General features: G+C 38.1%; 21 protein-coding genes. 13 read left to right on the top strand and 8 right to left on the bottom strand.

The window, feature by feature from the left end; translation table 11 throughout:
• The first annotated feature begins 42 nt into the window (after positions 1-42).
• The 3 genes from J2Y40_RS00985 to J2Y40_RS00975 are packed head-to-tail and all read left to right on the top strand — an operon-like array spanning position 43 to position 4728.
• The gene (locus J2Y40_RS00985) at positions 43-2064 is read left to right on the top strand and encodes a hypothetical protein (RefSeq protein ID WP_309995941.1); all 2022 of its coding nucleotides are present in this window, start codon (positions 43-45) and stop codon (positions 2062-2064) included.
• A gap of 37 nt (positions 2065-2101) precedes the next feature.
• Positions 2102-4366, top strand: a complete 2265-nt coding sequence (locus J2Y40_RS00980; RefSeq protein ID WP_309995940.1) for a hypothetical protein — start codon at positions 2102-2104, stop codon at positions 4364-4366.
• A 20-nt stretch (positions 4367-4386) separates the two neighbouring features.
• Complete coding sequence (locus J2Y40_RS00975) at positions 4387-4728, top strand: LPXTG cell wall anchor domain-containing protein (RefSeq protein ID WP_153394371.1); 342 nt, start codon at positions 4387-4389, stop codon at positions 4726-4728.
• Positions 4729-5113: 385 nt separating this feature from the next.
• Here the strand turns inward: J2Y40_RS00975 and msrB are convergent, their stop codons facing one another.
• The 5 genes from msrB to J2Y40_RS00950 form a co-directional block, all read right to left on the bottom strand.
• Positions 5114-6211 carry a peptide-methionine (R)-S-oxide reductase MsrB gene (gene msrB, locus J2Y40_RS00970; RefSeq protein WP_153394373.1) on the bottom strand — a complete coding sequence of 366 codons (1098 nt, stop codon included), beginning with the start codon at positions 6209-6211 and terminating at the stop codon, positions 5114-5116.
• 19 nt (positions 6212-6230) lie between these two features.
• Entirely contained in the window at positions 6231-6677 is a 447-nt protein-coding gene (locus tag J2Y40_RS00965) for a DUF417 family protein (protein ID WP_309995937.1), read from the bottom strand.
• Positions 6678-6756: 79 nt separating this feature from the next.
• Positions 6757-7029 (bottom strand): hypothetical protein, encoded by a 273-nt coding sequence (locus J2Y40_RS00960; RefSeq protein WP_309995934.1) that lies wholly within the window; start codon positions 7027-7029, stop codon positions 6757-6759.
• Positions 7030-7042: 13 nt separating this feature from the next.
• Positions 7043-7597, bottom strand: a complete 555-nt coding sequence (locus J2Y40_RS00955; RefSeq protein ID WP_153394379.1) for a sigma-70 family RNA polymerase sigma factor — start codon at positions 7595-7597, stop codon at positions 7043-7045.
• 26 nt (positions 7598-7623) lie between these two features.
• Complete coding sequence (locus J2Y40_RS00950; RefSeq protein ID WP_309995930.1) at positions 7624-8415, bottom strand: hypothetical protein; 792 nt, start codon at positions 8413-8415, stop codon at positions 7624-7626.
• 110 nt (positions 8416-8525) lie between these two features.
• Here J2Y40_RS00950 and alaS point away from each other — a divergent pair, with 110 nt between their 5' ends.
• The 5 genes from alaS to J2Y40_RS00925 all read left to right on the top strand — a co-directional run bounded on the left by alaS (position 8526) and on the right by J2Y40_RS00925 (position 17526).
• A complete protein-coding gene (alaS, locus tag J2Y40_RS00945; RefSeq protein ID WP_153394383.1) occupies positions 8526-11129 on the top strand; it encodes an alanine--tRNA ligase in 2604 nt (867 codons plus the stop codon).
• Positions 11130-11327: 198 nt separating this feature from the next.
• Complete coding sequence (locus J2Y40_RS00940; protein WP_153394385.1) at positions 11328-12815, top strand: hypothetical protein; 1488 nt, start codon at positions 11328-11330, stop codon at positions 12813-12815.
• A 66-nt stretch (positions 12816-12881) separates the two neighbouring features.
• Positions 12882-14699, top strand: a complete 1818-nt coding sequence (locus J2Y40_RS00935) for a cytochrome c peroxidase (RefSeq protein ID WP_309995927.1) — start codon at positions 12882-12884, stop codon at positions 14697-14699.
• A 160-nt stretch (positions 14700-14859) separates the two neighbouring features.
• Positions 14860-17274, top strand: coding sequence for a hypothetical protein (locus tag J2Y40_RS00930; RefSeq protein WP_309995924.1), 2415 nt, complete (start codon positions 14860-14862; stop codon positions 17272-17274).
• Positions 17275-17289: 15 nt separating this feature from the next.
• The gene (locus J2Y40_RS00925) at positions 17290-17526 is read left to right on the top strand and encodes a hypothetical protein (RefSeq protein WP_153394390.1); all 237 of its coding nucleotides are present in this window, start codon (positions 17290-17292) and stop codon (positions 17524-17526) included.
• A 161-nt stretch (positions 17527-17687) separates the two neighbouring features.
• Here the strand turns inward: J2Y40_RS00925 and J2Y40_RS00920 are convergent, their stop codons facing one another.
• Together J2Y40_RS00920 and folP are read right to left on the bottom strand one after the other, a co-directional pair.
• On the bottom strand, positions 17688-18551 hold the full coding sequence (locus J2Y40_RS00920; RefSeq protein ID WP_153394391.1) for a hypothetical protein: 864 nt from the start codon (positions 18549-18551) through the stop codon (positions 17688-17690).
• Positions 18552-18741: 190 nt separating this feature from the next.
• Positions 18742-19611, bottom strand: coding sequence for a dihydropteroate synthase (gene folP / locus J2Y40_RS00915; RefSeq protein WP_309995921.1), 870 nt, complete (start codon positions 19609-19611; stop codon positions 18742-18744).
• Between the two features lie 310 nt (positions 19612-19921).
• Between folP and J2Y40_RS00910 the strand changes: the two genes are divergently transcribed.
• The 5 genes from J2Y40_RS00910 (at position 19922) to tpiA (ending at position 25071) form a co-directional block, all read left to right on the top strand.
• Positions 19922-20485 (top strand): DUF1599 domain-containing protein, encoded by a 564-nt coding sequence (locus J2Y40_RS00910; protein ID WP_153394395.1) that lies wholly within the window; start codon positions 19922-19924, stop codon positions 20483-20485.
• Between the two features lie 6 nt (positions 20486-20491).
• Positions 20492-21601 carry a BT_3928 family protein gene (locus tag J2Y40_RS00905; protein ID WP_153394397.1) on the top strand — a complete coding sequence of 370 codons (1110 nt, stop codon included), beginning with the start codon at positions 20492-20494 and terminating at the stop codon, positions 21599-21601.
• 139 nt (positions 21602-21740) lie between these two features.
• Positions 21741-22091, top strand: coding sequence for a TerB family tellurite resistance protein (locus tag J2Y40_RS00900; protein WP_153394399.1), 351 nt, complete (start codon positions 21741-21743; stop codon positions 22089-22091).
• A 26-nt stretch (positions 22092-22117) separates the two neighbouring features.
• Entirely contained in the window at positions 22118-24241 is a 2124-nt protein-coding gene (locus J2Y40_RS00895) for a S9 family peptidase (protein WP_309995915.1), read from the top strand.
• Positions 24242-24312: 71 nt separating this feature from the next.
• Positions 24313-25071: a triose-phosphate isomerase gene (tpiA, locus tag J2Y40_RS00890; protein WP_153394403.1), complete on the top strand. Its 759-nt coding sequence runs from the start codon at positions 24313-24315 to the stop codon at positions 25069-25071.
• 249 nt (positions 25072-25320) lie between these two features.
• Here the strand turns inward: tpiA and J2Y40_RS00885 are convergent, their stop codons facing one another.
• A complete protein-coding gene (locus tag J2Y40_RS00885; protein WP_309995911.1) occupies positions 25321-26583 on the bottom strand; it encodes an esterase-like activity of phytase family protein in 1263 nt (420 codons plus the stop codon).
• Positions 26584-26814: the final 231 nt, after the last annotated feature.

The raw sequence follows: 26814 nt of genomic DNA, 5'->3' as shown, positions 1-26814 counted from the left end.
CTTTAAGATCAATAAACCTTTTGACTATAATTCAACTGAACAATGAAAATACCTTTAAACCAAATATTCAGCTATTTTGAAACCGGAGACTTCCCAACGCAGGAACAGTTTCAGGCAGCATGGTCATCGTTTTGGCATAAAGATGATTCCATCCCTGCAGACAAGGTCATCAACCTTACTGATACACTACAGAATAAAGTAGATAAATCCGTGTATGAGCTGCATCTTTCCGATCCGGAAGCCCACGCAGCAGCTTTAGCTAAAAAAAACGCAGCCAATCTTTCCGATGCAGACAAAGAAGCATGGAAAACAGCCTTGAATGTGGGGCAGCTTCCGGATAATATTGCTACGGTAGACAGTGATCCGCTTATAGGAAATGTTTATACAAAATCTCAATCTAAAGATTTATTCATGATGATTGATGACTATGTAAACAATGACGGAAAGATTACCGCGGATAAACTGGAATCATTGGCACTGACTAGGATTTTTAAGGTAAATGAATATTCCCTTCAGGATTTTGTCAATAATTCTCATCTCTACCAGTATGAAGAAAGCGATCTTATTGCAATCCCTTCTGCAGACTGGAAATATACCCTGTATTTTTATATCGGCGGTGAAAAAACAAACGTTGAAAACTACCTTCCAACCGGCTTATCCAATGTAACCATAGGAATGGTGGAAGGCTTACAGAATGTCCTGAACACCAAAATGGACAAGCCCACTGCTTCAGGAAACTATATCGCTTCTCTTCTGAACGGAGCAGTCACCTGGAAAGCAGTCAACCCTGCCTCCAACTACCTTCTGTACTGGAACGGAACTGATTTTAAAGAATCAGGTGTTTTCCATAATGCCGGTAAGCTTGGAATAGGATTAACAACCCCTGCTGAACAGTTGCATTTAACGGGAAGAGTGCGAAGTACAGGGTATATTTTAGAGGACAATAATGAAACGGTCAATAATCAGATTACCGCCTTCAACAGAAGCCTTTTATTCACAAACAGTGTGGGAATCAAAAAGACCATTTTAACCAATGAAGATCTGCCGTCTGAATTTTTGAAATTGCCTGCAAAGCTCACCAAAGTTCAGAAAGAACAATTTGGAATCGATTGGAATAACCAATACTCCAACGGAAATCTGAATGTATATGGGCTCACTCCTCCTGTTATTAAAAATGATCATATTGTCAGATACTTTGTGTTGCAGGGATTAAACCTCAATGTCAATCCGGCATTTACTTCCATTAAATTTATACCGGCCGGAAATGCTATCGGAACAGGCGAAATTGAATGTTTAGGATTCCAGACTTTTGCCAACGGATTATCGATGATTGTTTCTGTGTATGGTGATTCTCTACAGTCCGGCAATAAGTATAATCTGGTCATAAGAACAACTAATCCAACGGTCCAGGTACATAGAACGACAGGCTCCATCAATGTTGTGGATACCATCAACAATATTGATATCAGCGGGCTTAAATGGGAAACCAAATCATATACACCGGAACACGAAGGAAATATATTTAACATGAACGGAGGATTGTTCAAGTATAATTCAAGCCCCAACAATAAAGCGTATGCTTACGAACCCAATGTTATTGTAGCAAGTGCTAAAAGTGATGTTGTTTTTGAAGCCAACACCAACTTCTATCTGGAAATGAATATGGCTCTTTCAACAGTGGGGCCATCTACTGCAAGTGATGCGTATGATTTTTATGGCTACCTGGGTTTAATTCAGAAAAGCATTCCTTTAACCTTAGCAGATAATTCATTTTTAAGAGTAATAGGTTCAAGTTTCAGAAGTGGCGGCTATGAATCTGTATTGGTTTGGAATAATACTTCATCCCTTACTACCAAAATTGAGCCGGGTGCTGCAGTTCTCAATGCCAATATTATTATCATGAGACAGGGGAATGTTTATACTCAGTTTGTGACAGTAGGCAGTACCTCCATCATTCAGTCCATTACATCTACAACAGAAGCAGTTTCCTTATCACTGGTTACTTCAAACAGTTCAAGACAGAAAACCATCAGCGGATCTGTTGTTCAGGCTTTTACATTTTAAGCAAAATATATAAGATCATTATTCAATTATAAAAATTATGTCAATCCCATTAAATACTATATACAGCTACTTTGAAACCGGAGACTTTCCTACCCAGGAACAATTCCAGGCTTCATGGTCTTCATTCTGGCACAAAGATGAATCTATACCAACCAGCAAAGTGACAGGTCTTGAAAATCTGTTGCAAAATAAAGTAGATAAATCGGTATATGAACTTCACCTTTCAGACCCTGAAGCACATGCCGCGTTTTTAGCTAAAAGAAACGCATCCAACCTTTCCGATTCCGATAAACAGGCATGGAAAACAGCTTTAAATGTAGGTGAACTTCCCGAGAATGTTGCCACAGTAGACAGTGATCCGCTTATCGGGAACGTGTATACAAAGACCCAGTCAAAAGACCAGTTCATGATGATTGATGATTATGTAAACACTGAAGGAAAAATTACCGCTGATAAACTGGAAGCACTGGCATTGACCAGAATCTTTAAAGCAGCAGAAGAAACCCTTGATGACTTTATCAACAGTTCTGATGCTTATCAGTATGAAGAAAGTGATATCATTGCCATCCCGCACTATCCGGAAATAAGAGAAAACGGTCCCGATCCGGTTCTAATCCCTGAACCTCAATACACCCTGTATTTCTATATAGGAGGCGATAAAAAGAATGTTAACAACTATCTCAATACAGGAGTTTCTACGGTATCCATATCAATGGTAAAAGGACTGCCGGAGCGTTTAGACAGCAAAGTGGATAAACCGTTAACAGACGGTATTTACCATATTGAAAGAAGAGAGGGGGTTACTTCTACAGTACTTGCTACCGCTGAAACACTGACATCAGTGATGAACCGTAACAATTATGCTCCCAAAGGAATTGCCTTCACTGAAGAAACAGAAGGAACCGGGCAACCTGGTAAAGATGCCGTTTTAAGAGCCAATCCGGCAACCTATTCATTTTCCTTTGGAAATATCAATCCTGCCCATACCGGAGTATACAATATTGCCATTGGGTATAATAATATGCCAGCCATTACTGATGGTTCATCCAACACGGCAATAGGGCATTTTGCGGCACAGGGTCTTACCACAGGAGGAGCCAACGTTGCCCTGGGACTTGATTCAGCGAAAGGACTTACCACCGGTGACGATAATACCTTAATAGGGGTATCAGCAGGATATGGCATTGAAGGTGGTTCAGGAAACACCATGCTCGGAAAATGGACCGGATGTAATATCAAAGGAAATAATAATACCTTCCTGGGTTATCAGGCCGGCCTGAACTGGGGTAAAGGAGGAAGCGGCAAATGGTCCTCCAACATTGTCATCGGAGCCAATACCACCGGACATCCTATGGGAGTCTGGGGTGAAAATAGTATTATTATCGGATCCAACCTGGAATTGAATGGACAGCAGTACAATAAATTCATTATCAATAACTTCACTGCAAAAGATAATAATTACTACAAAACCCACTTCATTGAAGGAAACTTTGCAGACAGATGGCTGAGGTTTGATACCAGCTTACAGGTATTGAGAATGCCTGCAGCAGATGCTTCCTATACCAAAAATATCGTAGCAAGACCGGATGGTACATTCGGAACTGAAGATAAAGTAAATTATATCCCGTTAACAGGTACGATTCCGGGGAGACCAATTAATGGTTCTCTTGAATTTTCAAATGAATCCATAGGAATGTTATACTGTGGCCCTTCAGTAATTAATGTTAATGATGGACTCATTTCAATGACCACGCAAAATTCAAATGTTTCAGTCACCGCTTCTAAAGCCTGCATGTCAAATGGTTTCAAATCTATTGATATTGACAGCAGTAATTCCCATATTGATGTAAAATCTGATCTAAGAGGCCCCGGATTATTAGGAGCAGACTATTATGGTTACAACTATGAGCCTAACTCTTTTGTTCAGAAACAATGGGTAGAGGAGAAACTTGAATATGAATATGCAAGACCTTACAAAGTATACACCGCCCTTATTCAATTTACTGACAACGGAAATTTTGACCCTGTATTCCTTACTCTTGAGAATACAATTGGTGATATCGAGTGGAAACAAGATTCAGAAGGCAAATACCTCGGAACCTTTAAAGAAGAGCATTACGGAAACTGGTGGCTCGACAGTAAAATAAACAATTTTGATAAAGATCTTGTAAGCTGTCGTACCAAATCTTTAGATGCAAGAACCATTTCCCTGGATATTTTCAGAATGCTTGATTTCCGTCCAATAGGAATTTCTGGGAATGTAGGTCTCATGGAAATCCGCCTTTACACCGCAATGAGCTAACAACAAATAAATAATATTATATGAAAGAAATACTAACCGAACATTTAAGCACCTTTTTAGGACTTCTGGCTACAGGCCTGGCAGGATTCGTTTTCGGAAAAAAGAAAATGAATGCCGAAGTCGCTGGAATGGATGCCGACAATGAAGGAAAAGAAATAGAAAACGCCGACAAACTGGTCAAGCTCTACAAAGATGCCCTTGACGATCTTGCCGGGCGTTACGAAGTAAAATTTAAAGAATTTTCAAATCTGGCAGAAAGAAAAATCAAGCTGCTGGAAGAAGAAATAAACATACAGAAACGCATCAACGATCAGCTAAAAACTGAGAATGCCAAACTGAGATCAAAACTTAAAGAAAATTGAATTATTAAAAATATCCTGTAATTTTTTTAGTAATACTGCCATGAGACACCCGAAAGGGTGTTTTTTGGTTATATGAATTAAAAACAACCCAATCTTTTTCTCTGAAAAAAAAGACATTTGGAAAATCATTTCCGGCATCTGGTATTGCCGTCCGTAAACAAACACAGTCCCGAAGAGACGGCTTAACACAGGACAGGAAAAATTCCTGTCCATATCCCGTCTACATTTTAGTGAACAGGATCATTTTTAGCAGAGAATTCCAGGTCTTGAATTTTTGTTTCTTTTGTTTGGCTACGTCGAATCTTCGATTTCAAGACAAAAGAAATTAAAAACAAAAAAAGGATGAATCCTAAAATTCACCCTTCCACTTTTCATTTATTTTCTATTACTTTTTATCCAGCAAAGGCAGATATTCCCCGTACCCTTTCTGCTCCATTTCAGCTTTTGGAATAAACTTCAGGGAAGCACTGTTGATACAATAACGGAGACCGCCTTTATCCGCAGGACCATCTGTGAAAACATGTCCCAAATGAGCATCTCCGGTTTTACTCCTTACCTCTACCCTGTCCATTCCGTGAGAACGGTCTAGTTTTTCATCAATCAGCTTTTTGGTTATTGGTTTAGAGAAGCTTGGCCATCCGCATCCTGATTCAAACTTATCCGTAGAAATAAATAAAGGTTCTCCGGTAGTAATGTCTACATAGATTCCTTCACGGGTTTCATTCCAGTATTCGTTCTGGAAGGGTCTCTCCGTTCCGTTTTCCTGGGTCACATTATACTGTTCTGCGGTTAATTTTCCTTTCAAAGCCTTTTTATCCTGCTTCTGGTATTTTGCTTTTGGAAGCGGATTGGCTTTTTTAGCCATTTCAAAAAGTCCTGGTTCAATATGGCAGTATCCACCCGGATTTTTATCCAGATAATCCTGGTGATAATCTTCTGCTTTGTAGAAATTTTTCAAAGAAATTGTTTCTACCAAAATAGGTTTACTGTAATTTTTAGCCAGCTTCTGAACCTCATCTTTTACCACAGCTTCATCAGCTTTGTCGGTAAAGTAAATTCCGGTTCTGTATTGGTTTCCTCTGTCATTACCCTGTTGATCTTTACTGGTAGGATCAATGGTTTTAAAATACAAATCAATGAGCAACTTAAGATCTACCTGCTCGGGATCATATTTTACTTTTACAGTTTCTGCAAAACCTGTGGTATGGCTTACCACTTCCTCATACGTTGGATTTTTGGTATTTCCGTTGGCATAGCCTACCTCCGTTCCTACCACTCCTCGAATCTGTTGAAAAAAGTGTTCGGTACCCCAGAAACATCCTCCGGCAAAATAAATCTCTCTGACATTTTTATTATCCATAATTTCCTGATTTTCTTTCTCTTTCATTACTACTTTGGGCTTTCTGTTGTTAAAAAACCCGGATCCTGCAGCAAAAACTGCAACCCCCAGAATAATTCCGAGGACAATCAATATATTTTTCATTTTTTTCTTTTTATCCATTTTATTGTTTATTGCTTATAATCATCAGGCCAAATCCTAAAAGAATCAGATCCTTCAGAATAAAGAAATCCGTGACAGGAACTCCGTCCACTGTTTTCCATATACCCGGTGTGGTAAACAGATAACTTAATGTAATCAGGAAAGTTACGGTCATTCCAATGCCTGCATACTTACGTAATAATGCAAATTTCACACTAAATATCAATAATAGGGCAATGATAATTTCTATTATTCCGATAGTGTTTGACACTGCCTGAACGCTCATAATATCATATACGAAAAAACTAAGAAAATGGTTTTCAACCAAAGGTTTGATAGCGGCGGCTTCTGTAGGAGTAAACTTAAAAATTCCGATCCAGAGCAATATAAGCGATGCCCCGAAAAGAGAAATATAATAACCTGTCTGATACGTTACAGATTGACTGTTGAATTGTGATGTTCCGTTCATATTTTTAGGATTTTGAATGATACTTTATTATTTTCAAAAGTATAGTCGGAACAGATTCAGAATCCTGACAATTATTTTTCTAAAGATCTAAATTTTTAAGAACTTTTTCTTTAAAACACTGAATTTCAGAATCATTTATTTCATCACTTTCTTTCTGAGCCAGCTTTCTTTTTAAAATATCATCTAAAATCTTAAGTTTCGATTCATAAGCCCTGCACCATTTACAGATCTTCAGGTGCATAGAAAGCTGCCAGTTTTCCTTTCGGGAAATGGTCCGCGCATTTCTTTTCTCCATCAGCATCGTAGCGGTACTGCATGGAAGGAACAAAATATGAATAAATTTTCTCAACATGTTTCAAGTATGGTTATAAGTTGGCAAACCAGTTCAGATCCAGACATTCTCTCAACTGCATTCTGCTTCTTTGAAGGATCTTCCACAAATTAGTCGTAGAAATTTGTAATTCCTGACTTACCTCGGGGGCTTTTTTTTCCTGAAGATAATACATTTTCAGCGGAATCTTCCACCTGGCGGGTAAATTATCAATACAACTTTCCAGTATTTCATTAAAATCTTGGGCATCCAGAAGTTCAGGTTCCTGACCTGAAACATTCCAGTCATTTAAAACTCCGTCATTCCTCCAAGAACCTGTTTCATCAAAAAAATGATCCAGGCTGATCTGCGGTTCTGATTTATACTTTTTGCGATAAAAATCAGCAGCTTTTCTGTTCAGGATAGCCATAAGCCAGGTTATTGGCTGACTTCTCCCCTCAAAAGAATCATAGGACGAAAATGCAGCCAAAAAAACGTCCTGAACCATATCCTGAGCATCCTCTTTATTGGATAGCAGATAGAAGGCCTTCTTCAAAAGTGGTCCGGAATATTGGTCTATCCAGTTTCTGAGCACTTCATCTTTCGTCATTTTTATTTTTATATCAGATCCCGGGATTACATTTCCAATTTTAAATCATAATACCTTAGAGTATGCATAGGCAAGCCATCTTCAGCAATTGCCGGCAGTACTTTCTTATTCTTATAATATGCTTTCAAAGCACTTATTACACTCATATCAAGAAAAAAATCATTGGAAGACATATACATCTGCTTTACGAGAAACTCCCCCTTCGTAGTAACACCGTAAATAAGGGTGAGAGGTCTTGCTCTTGAAGAATCTGCATCCTCTGAAATCCCTTGAGAAGATATTGCATTCGCAACATGCTTCTTTCCACAGGTGTTGAGTTCATCCGGATTATCGGCAAACTTTTCACATCCGGGAAAAACATGATACCTTTTCATCTTTTTCTTCTCGTCATATACCGTGTATTTTTGAAAGATACCAATGCCTTTATTATATTTCACATACGAAGCGTTGATCTTATCTATCGCCTGAGTATAAAAAAGTGCCGACACTTTCTCATCTCCCTTTACTTTGATAGCAATTTTATTCTTTTCAAAGCTCCTGTACTGAATCAGAAGTAATGAATCCGCTTTTAAAATTTTATTCTCTATAGGATTTTCCGGGGATAATGATGACATTTTCCCGGAAGTTCTGGTTTCCATTATTCTTCTTCCCTCATCACCTATTGACAGGATTTTCAAAATAGCATTCACCGTCTTTTCTTGATTTTTTAAACTTGTCTTTAATCCCGGATCTTTCACAGAGTTGATCTCATTAAACGAAAATATAGTCTGGGCAAAAGAAAAATTGAATAGTAAAATAAAAAATAAAACGGGTCTCATTAAATAGCTTTAAGAAATCAAATATATAAGAATCGTTAGTTTCAACAAAGGTTTTTTTTCTTTAAATTTGCATCTTATCATAAAATTGATTAAAAAGCAAAGCAATACATATGACATCACAAGAGATACGTCAAAAATTTTTAGATTATTTTAAAAGTAAAGGCCACCTTATCGTTCCTTCAGCTCCAATTGTGCTGAAAGACGATCCTACCCTTATGTTTTCCAATTCAGGAATGACGCAGTTCAAAGATTTTTTCTTAGGCTATAAAACGCCTACCGCCCCAAGAATTGCCGATACACAGAAGTGTCTGAGAGTTTCCGGAAAGCATAACGACTTAGATGATGTAGGTAGAGATACCTATCACCATACTATGTTTGAAATGTTAGGAAACTGGTCTTTTGGGGATTATTTCAAAAAAGATGCTATTGCTTTTGCCTGGGAATTACTGACGGAAGTTTATGGAATTCCTAAAGAGAATTTATACGTAACCATTTTTGAAGGTGATGCTTCAGAAAACCTTGACAGAGACCAGGATGCTTATGACTTCTGGAAATCCCATATTTCTGAAGACAGAATCATTAACGGAAATAAAAAGGATAACTTCTGGGAAATGGGAGAAAGCGGACCATGCGGACCGTGTTCAGAAATTCACGTTGACCTGAGAACTCCGGAAGAAAAAGCTAAAGTTTCAGGGCTTGAGCTTGTCAATAACGACCATCCGCAGGTAGTGGAAGTATGGAACCTGGTTTTCATGGAATTCAACAGAAAAGCAGATAAATCCCTTGAAAAGCTTCCTGCACAGCACGTAGATACGGGAATGGGCTTTGAGCGTCTGTGTATGGCGCTTCAAGGCAAATCGTCCAACTATGATACCGACGTATTCACTCCGCTTATTGCTAAAGTGGAAGAACTTTCTGGAAAAAAATATACCGGAATTTTAGAAGATGAAAAAGACATCGCGATCCGTGTGGTGGTAGATCACATCAGAGCGGTTGCTTTTGCTATTGCAGACGGACAGCTTCCTTCAAGCGGAGGAGCAGGATATGTGATCAGAAGAATCTTAAGAAGAGCGGTTTCTTATTCTTATCGATTCTTAGATATAAAAGAACCTTTCCTATATAAACTGGTGGCTGTTCTTCAGGAACAGATGGGACCATTCTTCCCGGAAATCGATAAGCAGGGCAAGTTGGTAACTGAAGTGATCAAAAGTGAAGAAGAATCCTTCCTGAATACCATTGAAAACGGATTGGTAAGAGTTGAAAAACTGATCCAGCAAACCATTGCCGACAACCAGAAAGTATTGCCTACACCGGAAGTATTCGAGCTGTATGACACCTATGGATTCCCTGATGATTTGACAAGAATTATTGCAGAAGAAAAAGGACTGACCATTGATGAAGAAGGCTTTAATGCTAAAAGAAAGGAACAGCAGGACCGCTCCAGAGGAGGAGATGCTAAGAAAGTATACGACTGGGTAATACTGGAAGAAAAACCTGAAGCATTTGTAGGATACGACCAGCTTGAAGCAGAAACCTATATTACGAGATACAGAAAAATAGAAAATAAAGACGGAGAATTTTACCAGGTGGTATTAAGCAACTCTCCATTTTATCCGGAAGGCGGAGGCCAGGTTGGAGATAAAGGAGTTCTGGAAAATGCAACGGAAAGCTTCGAAGTACTGGAAACCAAAAAAGAAAACGGACTGATTATTTCACTCCTCAACGGTCTTCCTAAAGATGCAGGAGCAGTTTTCTATGCTAAGGTAGATGTTACTGACAGAAAGAATTCCCAGGCTAACCACTCTGTGACCCACCTTTTACACGAAGCGTTAAGAGAGGTTTTAGGAACTCACGTAGAACAGAAAGGTTCTTATGTGGGGCCGGATTATCTGCGTTTCGACTTCTCCCACTTCAACAAAATGACGGAAGAAGAGTTGGCATTAATCGAGCAGAAAGTAAACCAGAAGATCAAAGATAGCATTGCTTTACAGGAATTCAGAAGTATTCCTATTCAGGAGGCTCTGGATAAAGGCGCAATGGCTTTATTTGGTGAAAAATACGGGGATAATGTAAGAATGATCCAGTTCGGAAGTTCAAAAGAACTTTGTGGAGGAACTCACGTAAAAAACACCAGTGAGATCGGTCATTTCAAGATCACTTCCGAAGGTTCTGCAGCAGCAGGAATCAGAAGAATTGAAGCGATTTCCGGAGATGAATCTGAGGCATACTTCAAAAATTTAGAACAACAGATGCTGGAAATTTCCCAGTTACTGAAATCTAAAGATGTCGTAAGATCCATTGAAAAGCTGATTGAAGAAAACGCTTCCCTTAAAGCTGAAGCAGATGCTCTTAAAAAAGAAAAAGCGAAAGGTGAAATCGGAGAATGGAAAAACGCTTACGAGCAAAAAGGCAACAAGCAGCTTCTTGTGAAGAAAACTTCCCTTGATGCAGGCTCTGTAAAAGACATTGTTTTCCAGCTGAAAAGAGAGATCCCTACTTCAGTAACGATCATTCTTTCCGATGCAGATGGTAAACCAATGATCACCGTAGGTGTTTCTGACGACCTTGCAGCAGATTATCAGGCCGGAGCTATCGTTAAAGATCTTGCAAAAGAGATCCAGGGCGGCGGCGGTGGAAATCCGGGCTTTGCAACAGCAGGCGGTAAAAACCTTGACGGGCTGGAAAATGCCTACCAAAAAGCATTAACTATCTAAGGTCACAGATCTTATATCATACAATAAAAAAACTTCTGAAAATTTTCAGAAGTTTTTTTTTATTTATAACTGTTCTAATTATTGACTTTACCTTAACAAAACATTATGCAAACTTAAACTAATAGTTTTCTCTTCTTAAAATATAATTCACAATAGACCTCTAGTTTTGTTTCAAATCGAAATTCAAAAAAAGTAAGTATGAAAATGAACAAAACTATCGGAGTCTTATTGTTTGCTGCTGCCGTATTTCAGGCTTGTAACGATAATAATGAGGACAATCCCTCAGAAGGAAATGAACCTATAAATTCTAACATTAAAATTGAGAATTTCTCTCAGGAACCGGCTTTTGTTTTCGGAATGCCAGGTTTTGAAAATCTGAACATCACCACCCTGATTTCAAGTTCTGATGTCCTTTCCGGATCTCCAAACTTTGTTTTTGCAGGCCAGCCGGACGGAATGGGAATCATGAAAGATCCTAATTCCGAGGGGTACCTGATGATCACCAACCACGAGATCACCCAATCCGTATCAAGAGTATATTTAGATAAAACATTCAGACCTTTCAAAGGAGAATATATCCTGAACGGAATCGGAGGGATGACCAGATTATGTTCTGCAACGCTTGCCACCCCAGAAACACATGGTTTCAGTGCATTCCTTACCGCAGGAGAATCTGGTGAAGAAAGTATGGTGCATGCGCTTAATCCACTGGCTCCGGCCTCCCAGGCTTCCGATCAGAGCAGGGTAAAACCGGCTTTGGGAAAAGCTTCTATGGAAAATGCAGTACCCCTTCCTAAAGATATCTCAGGTGGAAAAACCTATATCATGATTGGCGAAGATCAGTCCTACTCTTCTTCACATCAGTCTGCCGGACAGCTGATCATGTATGTTTCCAACACACCGGGAGATTTAGAAAACGGAAAACTGTACGCTTTAAAAAGAACCAACAACAATTATACGGAAACCGATATGGTAAAAGGAAGTTCTTACGATGTAGAATTCGTGGAAATTCCTAATGCTAAAAACCTTACAGGCGCACAAATCAACCAAAAGAATATTGACAATAATGCCATCCGTTTTTCAAGAGTGGAAGATGTTGATTATAGAAAAGGAGCAGGAAAAGGAAGAGAAATCTACTTTACGGCTACCGGTGAATCTTCAGATGGTGTAACCCCTAAACCAGGTTTAACGATGTGGGGAAGAGTCTACAAACTTGTCCTGAATGAAAGCAATATGCTGGCAGGAAAACTGGAAGTAGCAGCAGAGGGAGATTCCAATCCTGGAAATAACCTGATTAATCCGGACAATCTTTGTGTAACGGAGAACTATGTTTATATTCAGGAAGACGGTGATTCTTATTATACAGCCGCCGCTCACGATTCTTATATCTGGCAGCTGAATATCGCTACAAAACAATACAAACCATGGCTGAATATGAAGCACAACAGAACAGACTCAGCATGGCAGACGGCTTACAACCAGTCAGGAAACCTGCAGAAATTTGGTTCATGGGAATTTGGTGCAATGGTAGACATCTCAAATATCATCGGACTTCCGAATACCTTTGCAGTTAACATCCACTCTCATACATGGCAGAAAGATAAATTCAAAAATGCAGACGGAGCCGGTGTTAATACCAACAAAGAAGGCGGACAGATCGTTATCATCAGAAACGTAGAGAAATAACTATAACCTATTCAACAAAAATAGAAGTATCAGCGGAACATCTTCCGTTGGTACTTTTTCATACCTATGAAAATCTTTTCAAAATACCCTATTCTTTTCGCTGTATTCGCAACACTGATCTTTTTTGTACTCTGGCAGTGTAAGAACGATAAGCACCAGCCTGTGAATGAAGACATGGCTGCCGTAAAAAGTGAAATCCTGAAAACCAATGCGGCTTTTGAAAAACAGATCAGTGAACTGCTGGTTCTTATTTCCAAAAATGCCGATGAAAAAATGCTTCAGGAAAAATTTGAAGCCCTCAGAAAAACTTATAAAAAAATGGAATGGGCGGTAGAATATTTCCTTCCTCATTCTGCAAGATTCATCAACGGGCCTGCCCTTCCGGAAATTGAAATGGATGAACATACAGAACTGGAACCGGAAGGTCTTCAGGTACTGGAAGAACTCTTTTATCCTTACACCACAGAGAATAAGGAAGAAACCATCCGTCTCCTGAAGAAACTGACCAACAAAAGCAATACGATAAAAACTAATTTCCAGACGATTTCCATCAGTAAAGATCAGATTTTTGATGCGGTACGACAGGAAATTTTCAGAATTTCAAGTTTAGGGATCTCAGGATTTGACACCCCGGTTTCAGGAACGTTTTTAAAAGAAATGCCCTACGCTTTGGAAGGAATCCGGCTTACCCTGAAACAAATTTCCACGGAACATTCTAAAGATAAAGCTTTAAAAGATCTCAATACAGCTATCGATTCAGCGATTGCCGTTCTGAAGAAAAATACAGATAAAAATACTTTTGATTATGTGAATTTTATTCCGGACCACCTGAACAAAATTTCATCTTTAATGCTTGAGTTTAAAAAGCAGGAAAGCATTCCGGACATAGAAGTTACGTCAGCATTAAGTAAAAATGCGCCTACTTTTTACTCTAAAAATGCATTTGATCCGAATGCCTTCACACCGGGAAAAGAATTCGCTTATTCGCAGGCAAAAGCAGACTTAGGCCAAAAGCTTTTTAATGATAAAATCCTTTCCAATAATAATGACAGAAGCTGTTCCACCTGCCATATTCCGGAAAAAGCCTTTACAGACGGATTACCCAAATCGTTGTCATTGGCCAATTCAGAATTACAGCGGAATGCTCCTTCACTCAATTATGCAGGGTTTCAGCATGGGCAGTTCTGGGATATGCGGAAAGATGATCTTGAGGGTCAGAGCTCTGATGTCATTTCCAACAAAGAAGAAATGCACGGTGACCTGAATGTGATCCTTGGCAAGATCAACAAAGACCCGAAATATCTTCCTGAATTCAAAAAAATATTCAAAAAGCCAAAAGCAGAAACCTGGCAGTTACAGAATGCACTGGCAAGTTATATCCGTTCATTGGCTAAATTCAACTCGGATTTTGATGAATATATGAGAGGAAATACATCGGCCATGACCGAAAACCAGAAGCAGGGTTTCAATCTTTTTGTGGGGAAAGCCCAGTGTGCAATCTGTCATTTTGTACCATTGTTTAACGGAACCGTTCCTCCAAATTTCAAAAAAACAGAACAGGAAGTATTGGGAACAGCAGTGAACGGCAACAATAAAACATTTGATCAGGATCCCGGCAGAGGAAAGTTCCATGAAACGGTAGCTTCTCTTCAGCATTCGTTTAAAACACCTACGTTAAGAAACATCAGCAAAACAGCTCCATATATGCATAACGGAGGCTACCAGACGTTGAAAGAAGTCATGAATTTCTATAATAAAGGCGGTGGAAAAGGGTTCGGATTTAAAGTAGAAAATCAAACTTTATCAGATACCCCTTTGAATCTTACAGATAAAGAAATTGATCAGATTATTGATTTCATGGGGGCTTTAAATGATCGTTACTAATTTCGGGAATTCGGTATCAATTTAACAACAGTTCCTATATATTACTGATTGATATCCAACTTGTTTTTACAATCAGAATATTAGATTAAATCAATGTCATAACAAATCATAAAAACTTTTCCAAAAGGAGAAATATTATTACTTTTGAACTAGTTTTTGCATGAAAAGGTTTTTACTATTATTGTTTTTTCTGATGTATTTCTTTGGTTATTCACAATCAAAGATTAAAGTCATAGATGAAACTGACCGTAAGCCTGTATCCAATGCAAAGGTATCCTGCGGCGGCAAAATTCTCGGCTATACCAATGTTCAGGGAATACTGGAATTCAACGCATCCTGCAACATTATAGAAATTGAAGCGGAACATTATCAAAAAGAAACCGCCACTGCAGAAAATGATATGGAAGTTTCGCTGTCGAAAAAAACATCTAAAACCACGTCTATTGAGGAAGTAGTGATTGAAGACAGAAGTGATCCGCGAGCTTTGGAGATCCTTAAAAAAGTGAATAAAATGTTTAAAGACAATTCACCTAAAAGTCTGGATTCTTACACTTTCAAATCTTACGAAAAAGTTTCTCTGGATATTGATGAAGACAGCATTACCCAATTCAGTAAATTCTTTGATGATGCCAATCTTTTCAAAAGAAAAAGAGAAAAAGATTCATTGAATAACATTTCTGCAAGGCAGATTTTTTCCAAAAGCAAACTCTTCTTATGGGAACGAGCTCAGGAATTCATCTATTCAAAAAAATACGGTGAAAAAATCAATATCCTGGACAACAGAATTTCTGGTCTTAAACAACCGATGTATGAGATGATCGCCATCCAGCAGAGCAACAGAGATAAGGTTCCGAACCAGATCAAGCAGGAAAACAGAGGCCTGTACAGGTTCTTTCTCTCTGATACCATCGAGGTAGACGGAAGAAAAACTTTTGTCATTAAGTTCCGTGAAGTGAACTACAAAAAGCAGGATAAAAAACGAAAATACAACGGTGCGATCTATGTAGATACAGAAACTTACGGGATACAGAAGATTGAAAATTTCAGCAAAAATAAAAATGACGGAATTATTACGAGTACCTGGATTTTCTATAACAACAAGTGGTTTCTGGCTCAGGAAAAGGTAAAACTGCGGATGAGCAAAATGGCCATGGAAGAGGATGATAAAGAGAATCCAGAAAATAAACCTGAAAAAAAAGACCGGAGAAGTTTCGGAACTTACGCCTTTCTCACCTCTACCTATTTTGATTTCAAATCGCCTGTAGAAGAAGATCCCAAAAACTTCAGGGGCTATACTTTCTCAGTAAAAAATGCAGACGGACAATTGCTGGACCGCTACAGAACAGATCCTCTTACCGAAAGAGAGCGTAATACCTACACCACGATCGACAGTCTGGGCAGAAAATATAATATCGACAGCAAAGCCAGAATTCTGACCGGACTGATCAACGGACAGATCAGAGCGGGAATCGTAGATTTTGCAGTGGATGAAATCGTGAATTATAACTTGTATGAAGGCTTCAGACTTGGATTGAAGGCCAAGCTGAATGAGACTTTTAATCCTTATTTCTCCCCGGATTATTATTTTGCTTATGGTTTTAAAGACGATAAATGGAAATACGGAATCGGGCTGGATATGAAGACCACACTGGATAAAAATTCATTCTTCAGAATTGAATATTACAATGATGTAACCTCTTCCGGAGAGTTTTACAGAAGGTTGTGGAACTTCAAAATGAGAACGATGAATTACGGGAATAACATCAACAATGATAAATATTACCATTTCAGAGGAGCTTCCCTGTCTTATCTGAATGATGTAACCAACGGATTAACCCTCGTTTTTGCCGTAAAGAGAAATATTGAGGAAGCTAAATTCGACTATGAGTTCAGAGGAAGAGGTGCTGCATTTGATAATTTCAATACCTTATTCACCCTAAAATATTCTCCGAATTCCACGAATATTATGACTCCTCAGGGAAAATCCATCATCGATCAGAAGTATCCGGAGCTGTATTTGAATTATGAACAGAGTTACAAAGCATTGGGTGGAGATTTCAATTACACCCGTTTCGATGCCCTGTTTGTGCATAACTTTAAAACCATGCTCGGAACTACAGGTTTCAGGCTATACGGAGGAATCGTTTTAGGAGAAGCCCCGATCTGGAAACATTTTACCATGAACGGACTGGCCTCTCCGAGAAAGGATTTCAATTTCAACCTCACCTCCTATCTTGGCTTTGCCACACTGGAAGGCGGAAAATATTACAATGATAAATTCATCGCGTACTATTTTACCCATAAGCTTCCTCTATACTTTAAGAGCTTTGGGCAGAATATTTCCAGCTTCGATTTTGTACTGCGAGGTACTATCGGTGATATGAAACATCCGGAATACCATCAGTTCAGATTCAGAAAATTAGACCATTTGTATCAGGAAGTAGGTCTGGAATGGAATAACTTCTTATCCAGTTACTTCAATTTAGGACTATTTTACAGGGTCGGCTATTACACCACTCCGAATTTTAAACAGAATTTTGCCATCCAGTTCAAACTCAAATTATTAGAATTTTAAACATATATAACAGAAATGCAGTCAATCGAAATAAAAGCAGAACAGTTTTTTGAATTATTAAAGCTAAAAGATACTTCTATGTGGGCTATTTTCTCCCAGATGATCGACGGAAATGAAAAAGAAATTATCTTTCTGGATAATGACGACAAAGTGCTTTTTAATTATGTACTTCCCTCAACACCTGAAAAATTGGAAGAAGACAGAAAAGAATTCTCAAAACAGTTTGCGGATAAACTGGCTGATCTGAATTAACGATTACCTTCTTAAAGGATGAATGAAAAAACGCGCCAATCCGGTGCGTTTTTTTCGTTTTATAATATTGAATTTTAAAGCTTTGTGCAGTTTTAAAAACCTAACAGGTCTTGGAGACCTATTAGGTTTTTATTTAAGACATTCATAGACTTTTTTATTTACTAAATCACCAAATGTTTTTGCCCTTTTTGTACAGATAAATTAAAAAGCTCAAGATGTGAATTTAAAATATCAACATCACACTTCGGGCAAATGGTTTGTGGCTTTACTTTTCCTGTTAACTTAATGATATTTTCGTTACAAACCTTACATTCTTTTAAGTTGTCAAACTTATCTGAATCTGTATGATATGGTTCAAAATCATAACATTGGGCATTTGGGAGAGCACCTTTTAAGTACGCTATTTCTTCTACTTTAAAATTGATTGCTAAGCCAAGCTTTTGTAAGTTTTTGAGATTGGCAATTAAAAGCAAATTATTTTTATTAACTGAAACATTGTGCAAATCCAATCTGAAAAGGTTTAATTTTTTTAAAAAATTTAAATTTCCTAATTTAAAGATACTCGAAACCCCTCCTTCAATTCTTAGATTATTTAAGGTCGTGAGATTTTCTATTTCATCATAATTAACCAGTTTTTTATTATTTACTAAAGACAGATATTCTAAATGAACAAGGCTTTTTATGCCTTCCAATGACTCCAGATTACCAAACCCGTCAATATCCAAATAAATAAGGTTTGGAAATTTTGAAAGAAAATCTAGGGAAGAACAATCATCGCAACTTATCATTAAATGCCTGACTGATGGAAGTAAAGGAAAATCTTTAATTTGTTCATTTGTAATTCTAAAACATTTTATTGTTTCGATTGACTTAAAATTAGAAAGCAGATTAATGTTATCTGAATTTCTATTCAGACAAATTCCTTTTACGTTTTGATCATAATCTGTAATTTTCAGATCATAATTAAATGAAGATATAGAATTGTGAATATAATCTCCGTATTCAGTTATTTTATATTTTTCCATAATTTTTATTAAAATGAGCGAAATGCGGGCTGTATTAAAGACAAACTCAATTTCGGTCGAACCTAGCCGACATTTTTTTCATCAACTAAATTAATAAAAAAGGTGAGTGGAAAAATAGCCGCAACAACTTCTGTCTAAACCTAGCAGGTCTTCGAGACCTGTTAGGTTTTTATTTAAGCGCATTCATACACTACGATTGATTTTTCAAAAATTCATCCACTGTTTTTTTAGCTTCATCCACATCATGCACTCTTAAGATTTTAGCGCCCTGTTCCAAAACTTTCCGATGAAGCTTTTGGGTTTCCTCATTAATATCTAAGGGTGATTTTCCGAGAGGCTTATAGATAAATGATTTTCTGGAAATCCCTATCAATAAAGGAAATTTTCCAAATCCAAGATATTCTGTCTCGCCAATCATTTTCATCTGGTCTTCCACTGTTTTTCCAAAGCCGAACCCGGGATCAAGGATAATATCTTTTACACCTCCCTTCAACAGTTCATCTGTTTTTTGAGAAAAATAACGATTTACTTCCAGGGTAATATCTTCAAATTTGATCTTATCATGCATCGTTTCATAGGACGGGTTGATGTGCATCAGAATATACGGAAGTCCTGTTTCTGCTGCTGCATCAAACATCTTGTCATCATACTGCCCGCCGGAAATATCATTGATCATATCAATTCCTTCATGATAACCAAACTTCACAGTTTCTGCATAGAAAGTATCCAGAGAAATCAACGCTTCCGGAAATTCTTTTTTAATTTGGGAAATGATGTTTCCCAGCCTTTTTATTTCCTCTTCACTGCTTAAAAATTCCGCATTCGGACGGGTGGATTGCGGGCCGATGTCGATTATTTCAGCACCTTCTTTCAGGAGTTTTTCGGTCTGTTTCAATGCTGTCTCTTCAGAATTAAATTTTCCTCCATCTGAAAAAGAATCCGGCGTAAGATTCAGAATTCCCATAATCTTTGGAGTATCCAGCTGTACCAGACGGCCGTTGCAATTGATTGAAAAGGTTTGAGGATCTAACAACTGAAAGGTTTGAGTGGTTGAGAGCATTGAATCGATGATTGATAAATGATTTTAAGTACTGCAAAAATAGTGATTTTACAGAATTGCATTGATCTATTGATTTAAAATATCTACAGCCTAACGGTATGAAATATAAATCTTCACAATCATCAACAGGAAGTCCAACCAAAACCTTAAACTCTAAACCTTGAACCTTGAACTTTGAACTTTGAACTTTGAACTTTGAACTTTGAACTTTAAACATTACCTACACCTTCACTCCTGCTTCTTCACTCTCCAAACCTCTCCGTTTTCAAACCCGAAACTAATTCGTATATTTGAAAGATTAAGAGAATTTATGTCAGAAACATCAGTACAGTTCGGAAAAGTTATTAGTGAGTGCCGTAATCTTTTCAGCAAAAAAATGCAGGATTACGGAGCAGCATGGAGGGTTTTGAGACCCAGTTCTATTACGGATCAGATTTACATTAAAGTCAACAGAATCCGCACCCTGCAGATGACTGATAAAAAAATGGTGGATGAGAGTGAAGAAGATGAATTCATTGCCATTGTAAACTACTCTATTATCGGACTGATCCAGCTTGAAAAAGGCCTTTCCAATGATTTTAACGAAAACAGAGAAGAGATCATCGCTCTTTACGATCAATATGCTCAGGAAGCACTGGCCTTAATGGAGCGTAAAAATCATGATTATGGTGAAGCATGGAGAGATATGAGAATCACTTCCATTACCGATCTTATTTATCAGAAAGTATTAAGAACAAAGCAGATTGAAGACAATCAGGGAAAAACCATTGTCTCTGAAGGCTTGGATGCCAACTATTTCGATATGCTGAATTACGCTGTTTTCTGTCTGATCAAATTCTCAGAAAAAGAAATGAATACTGAACCCAAAAAATAATTTGATATGCTTAAAGGTTTATTACGTTTTATTGTTGCTGTGATCTTCATCCTTTCAGGTTTTGTAAAGGCAGTGGATCTGGTAGGTTTTTCCTTCAAAATGGAAGAATATTTTTCACCTTCCGTTTTCAACATGCCTTTCCTTGAAAAATTTGCGCTGCTGTTTTCAATTATAGTGGTCATACTGGAACTTTTCCTCGGATTTATGCTGTTGCTTAAAATAAAACTTAAATTTACTCTTTCAGCATTAATTGCTCTTTGTATTTTCTTCGGATTCCTTACCTTTTATTCCGCTTATTTCAATGTGGTAACGGACTGCGGATGTTTCGGGGATGCTGTGAAATTTACGCCGTGGCAAAGTTTCATTAAAGATATTGTTCTTCTGGCAGGGCTGATCCTTCTGTTTATCCTGTACAGAAAAGAGTTCAGGAAAAAAGATGAGTACAGCAGCACGCCTCAAAAATCTTCCGGAAATTTTAAGTATTATATTCTGGGAATCTTCTCATTGATCATGATCTATATTATGGCTCAGGGCATCATGCATGAACCGATGATTGATTTCCGTGATTATAAAATAGGAACCAACATCAAAGCGGAAAAAGAAAAGATCAATAAAAATCCGTCGGAATACAAAACATTTTATTCCCTTAAAAACCAAAAGACCGGAGAAACAGCCAATGTAGATCAGGACGACTACATCAAAGAAACAAAATACTGGGCAGAAGGTTCCCCATGGAAAATAGAGGAAGGAAAAAATAAATCTGTCCTGATTAAAGAAGGCTACAAATCTGAGATCGCAAAATTTAAAATTGATGATCCTGCAGGAATGGAACTGACTGAAGAAATCATCAATGCTCCTAAAGCAATTCTTGTCTTTTCTTATCACCCGAAAGATGTACCTGCCGATCTTCTTCAAAAAACAGAAGCTAAAGTAAACGCACAAAAAGGGGTTGTAATCTACGGAGTTTCTACTCTTCCGAATACTTTTAAAACCATTAAAAATACCCTGATGGACGGAACAGCAATCAAAACCATCGCCCGAAGCAATCCTTTCGTACTGGTATTGGAAAAAGGAAAAATTGTAGACAAACAGCCTGCAAAAGACTATATTAAATAAAGAAGTGGCTGTCAATCGTTAATGGTTAATAGTGAGTTTTGAAACAATTAATTTCCTATAAATTGACCATTCACTTGCGAAGCAAAATTGACTATTCACGATTAAAAATCAACTATCAAATTAAAAACATACATTAAGAATGCAAAAATCAAATAAATCTATCGCCGGTTATCACCTTTTAATGATCCTTTCCTCTGTAGACGGAGAATTCGCCCCTGAAGAAGGAATGCTTGTACAGCAGTATCTTGCAGACGAGTTTCCGTTCAGAATGAATCTTGACAATGAGCTTGAAACCCTGGCTTTATTACAGCCTGAAGAATGGAAAGATCACTTTGAATTTCACGCACGATGTTTCCACGATGATTCTACAGAAGATGAACGCTTAAAATTTGCTGAATTTGCTAAAACTCTGATCAAAGCTGATAATAAGGTAACCGATGAAGAGCATACGTTCTACAAACTTCTGAAAAACCTGTGGAATATCGCATAGACTGACTCCAGAAACCAAAGTATATCATGAAAAAATTTTATTTAGCATTAATCGCAATAAGTTCGTCTATGCAGGCTCAGAAATTCCCTGTCCTTAAGGCACCCGTTGCCGAAAAACAGGAACATATCCGGGAAATTCACGGTGACAAGGTCAATGACCCTTATTACTGGATGATCGATTACTTCAAGAAAGGAAAAGATTCCACCAAGGTCGTTGACTACCTGAAGGCAGAAAACACCTATTGGGAAGGGATGATGAAAGATACAGAGCCTTTCAGGGAACAGCTTTTCCAGGAAATGAAGGCCAGAATCAAGGAGAAAGATGAATCTGTACCGGTTTTCAGAAACGGATATTATTATTATACGCGCACGGAAGCAGGAAAACAATACTACAAATACTGTAGAAAAAAAGGCAGTCTCAGTGCTCCGGAAGAAGTTGTTCTGGACGTAGATCAGCTTGCAGAAGGACATTCTTATTTTGCAGCAGCAGGGTTTAGCATCAGCCCGGATAATACCAAGCTGCTTTACGGAGTGGATGATGTTTCCAGAAGGCAGTATAAATTGTTTTTAAAGGATCTTACTACAGGAAAAACGACAGATCTCGGCATTAAAAATACCGGAGGTTCTGCTGAATGGGGGAACGATAACAAAACCATTTTCTATTCCGCAAATAACCCTGTTACCCTTCTATCCGAAAAGATCAAAAGACATACTTTGGGAACAGATCCCGGCAAAGATGTAACGGTTTATGAAGAAAAAGACAAAACCAATTTCATCTCTGTCTATAAGTCTAAAAACCAGAAATATATTCTGATTCATTCCGGAGCGACAACGTCTTCTGAAACCAGGTATCTTGATGCCGATAAACCGGACGGAACTTTCAAAGTTTTCCAGCCAAGGATGAAAAATGTTCTGTATACAGTTACACCTTTGGAGGATAAATTCCTGATCAGAACGAACAAAGACGCCCTTAATTTCAAGATCGCCGAAACTCCTTTAGACAAAACCGGAGCCGAGAACTGGAAAGATTTTATTCCTCACAGAAATGATGTTCTGATGCAGGGAGTAAGTGCTTTTAAAAACTATCTTGTTTTCAGTGAAAGACAGAACGGTCTTACCCAGCTTATTATTTTCGACAGAAAGACAGGTAAAAAAGAACCGTTGAAGTTTGACGAGCCTGTTTACACCGCTTCAGCAGCTGAAAACCCGGAATATAATACAGATAATTTCCGTTTTGGATATACTTCCATGATTACTCCTTCTTCCCAGTTTGAACAGGATTTGAAGACAGGAAAGAGAACCCTTCTGAAGCAGCAGGAAGTTTTAGGCGGCTATAATAAAGAGAATTATACTACAGAAAGACTTTTTGCAACGGCAAAAGACGGAACTAAAATCCCGATTTCCATTGTTTATAAAAAAGGATATAAAAAAGACGGAAACAGTCCGCTACTGCTTTATGCTTACGGTTCTTACGGAAGTTCCATGGATGCCTCTTTCAGCAGTACAAGATTAAGTCTTTTAAACAGAGGTTTTGCTTTTGCTATTGCTCACATCCGCGGAGGTCAGGAAATGGGAAGACAATGGTATGAAGACGGAAAAATGATGAAAAAGAAAAATACATTTACCGATTTCATTGATGCCGGAGAATATTTAGTAAAAGAAAAATATACATCCCCTAAACACCTGTATGCCCAGGGCGGAAGTGCCGGAGGTTTGCTGATGGGAGCTATCGCCAATATGAAACCGGAACTATGGAATGGAGTGATTTCACAGGTTCCGTTTGTAGATGTCATCAACACAATGCTTGACGAAAGTATTCCGCTTACCACCAATGAATATGACGAATGGGGGAATCCTAACAACAAAGATGCTTATTTCTATATGAAATCCTACTCTCCGTACGAAAATATAGAAAAGAAAAAGTACCCTAACCTTCTGGTAACAACAGGGCTTCACGATTCGCAGGTACAGTATTTTGAGCCAGCCAAATGGGTAGCCAAACTGAGAGATATGAAAACGGATAAAAACGTACTGATGTTGAAAACCGACATGAAATATGGCCATGGCGGAGCTTCAGGAAGGTTTGATTATCTGAAGGATCTCGCCTTGGTGTATGCGTTTATGTTTAAACTGGAAGGAATTAATAAATAAGAAAACTCCCACAGATTTTGCAGAATTATTGTGGGAAAAATATAAGAGTAAATAAATCAATATATAAAACTATGAGAAGAAAAATAGTTGCAGGAAACTGGAAAATGAACAAAAATGTAATTGATGCACAACAGTTGATGATTCAATTACTGAGCTATAAAAACAACAATGCCACTAATTGTGAAATATGGATCGCTCCGCCTTCTTTATATCTGATGATGGCCAAAGATGTCTTTGAAAAGGATGAGATCGGAGTATTTTCCCAGGATATGAGTGCGCATGAAAGCGGAGCTTATACAGGAGAGGTTTCTGCAGATATGTTAGAGTCTATTGATGCCACCGGATCTTTAATCGGACATTCTGAGAGAAGACAATACCACGGTGAAACCGATGCACAGTGCAACAAAAAGGTAAAGCTAGCTCTTGATAAGGGTCTTATTCCTGTTTACTGTAACGGAGAAACATTGGAGCAGAGAAAAGCAGGCCAACACTTTGATGTGGTAAAAAGCCAGACTGAAGAAGCCCTTTTCACACTTTCTGCTGACGAGATCAAAAAAGTAGTCATTGCTTACGAGCCGGTTTGGGCAATCGGAACCGGGGAAACAGCTACTCCGGAACAGGCTCAGGAAATCCATGCACACATCAGAGGGATCATTGCAGCAAAATACGGTCAGGAAGTTGCTGATGAGGTTTCTATCCTTTACGGAGGTTCTGTAAAACCGGATAATGCTAAAGAAATTTTCTCACAGCCGGACATTGATGGTGGGCTGATTGGAGGAGCAGCTTTAAAATTAGAGGATTTCTCTAAGATTATTGAGGGTTTTAATTAATATTGAAAAATAGGTTTGGGTTAAAGCCAATGGTTTTTTTAATAGCGTGAAGAGGATAAAGCCCTTTTCTATTGAATTGATTTATGATTAACCAGATCAAATGGTGTAAAAACAGCAGATAATATCTGTGAAATTTGTGGGATCTGCGGGGAAATAATTATAATATCATTTCTATTGAACTACACCCAATATACAACAACAAAAACGGCGGAATCTTCGATTCCGCCGTTTTCTTTTAAAAAAATCTAATTATTGAATATCGACTATATACATCGTTCCTTTGTCTACTTTCCCGGTTTTAGGAAGAATTTTGGCTTTTGGGTTTCCGTTTCCGTCATCTAGGATTCCGAAATCATCATCATTGAAAACAGCAAGTTTATTATTTCCCAGATAAACAATCCCTTCAAACTTATCATGTTCATAGCCTAGTTTGGCAACCAAGTCTACGGCTAGTGTTTTGGTTACGGGCTTTATTCCTGCGATGGTAATTTCATTCCATGTGCTTTGTTCCAGCGTTTTGTTGTTGATCTTCATTCCATCTACAGCAGCAACATCAGATCCGGTTACATCAGAAGCATCTGAGAGACTGATCCTGTATACTTTCTTCACACCGCCCTGCGAACCAAAGTTTCCGTCTCTTTCGATGACAAGAAATTCCGTGTTACTGATCGCTGTTATGTCACAGACAGAATCCGAAGTTCCTCCGTCCTGTTTATATAAAAACTGTTTTGTTTTCCCTGTGGCAATATCGAAAGTTACAATTCTGGTTAAAGTGGTATTGGTAGCCAGGGCTTTTGTAGGAACATACATCGTTGATTGAATGGTTCCTACCAGTGTTTTCCCGTCCGGAGTAATACAAAGTCCTTCCATTCCTCTATTTGCTCTCCTTTTGGCTAAAACAGCTGGCAGTTTTCTCGGTCCCGTATTAACGCCTATTGGGCTTATCCTTTCCATTTCCACTCCTTCTGCACTGTAATGGACAATATGCGGTCCATATTCATCAGAAACCCAGAAAGTACCGTCCGCAGCAGCTACAATACTCTCACTGTCCAGACCGTAATTATCCGTTCCTAAAACATTTCCGTTTACATCGTAAGCGGTCTCGCCTGTATTTCCCATCCCCGCAGGATTTGGAAGCCCAGTGATCGGTTGACCGGAAGGATTTTTCAGTTTAATGTATTTAATGACCTCGATATTTCCATCAGCATTGATCTTAAAATGCATAATGGTTGGAGTGAAATCCGGAGCCGGAAATTTTTTCCCGTTCAGATAATCAGTATTGGGACCACGGTCTGTGATAAGATAGAACTCACCTTTTCTGCTTGGATGGGCTGCTGCACCCGAACCAAAACCTCCGTTAATCACATCTACCCCATTTATGGTAGCCAGTTTGGAAAAAGGAAATTCCTGAGGAAGTTTAGAATAATTAATATCCTGGCTGCTTACATTGTCATCATCTTTACATGATGCCATAGCAATAAGCGCCAAAGCAGAGATCAGCAGTTTTTTCATGTTTACTTTTATGGCAGCGAAAATAGACAACAATTGTAAACTGATCTTGAATACAAGAATAAATATACTTTAACAATAAAGCTCCTAAGGTTAATTTATTTTAAACAGAAAAAATATCAGAATAAAATCCAAACTCACCAATTCTTTATTAAATCTAAAAATCATCATCCCAAACATCCTTAAACTATCAAACAAAGTGTAAAAATTCAAAATAATTCACAAAACGACATC

Source organism: Chryseobacterium sp. 2987, assembly GCF_031456375.1.
GTDB lineage: Bacteria > Bacteroidota > Bacteroidia > Flavobacteriales > Weeksellaceae > Chryseobacterium > Chryseobacterium vaccae.
Note: the sequence above shows the minus strand (reverse complement) of the source record. Positions and strands in the feature narration are given on the sequence as shown.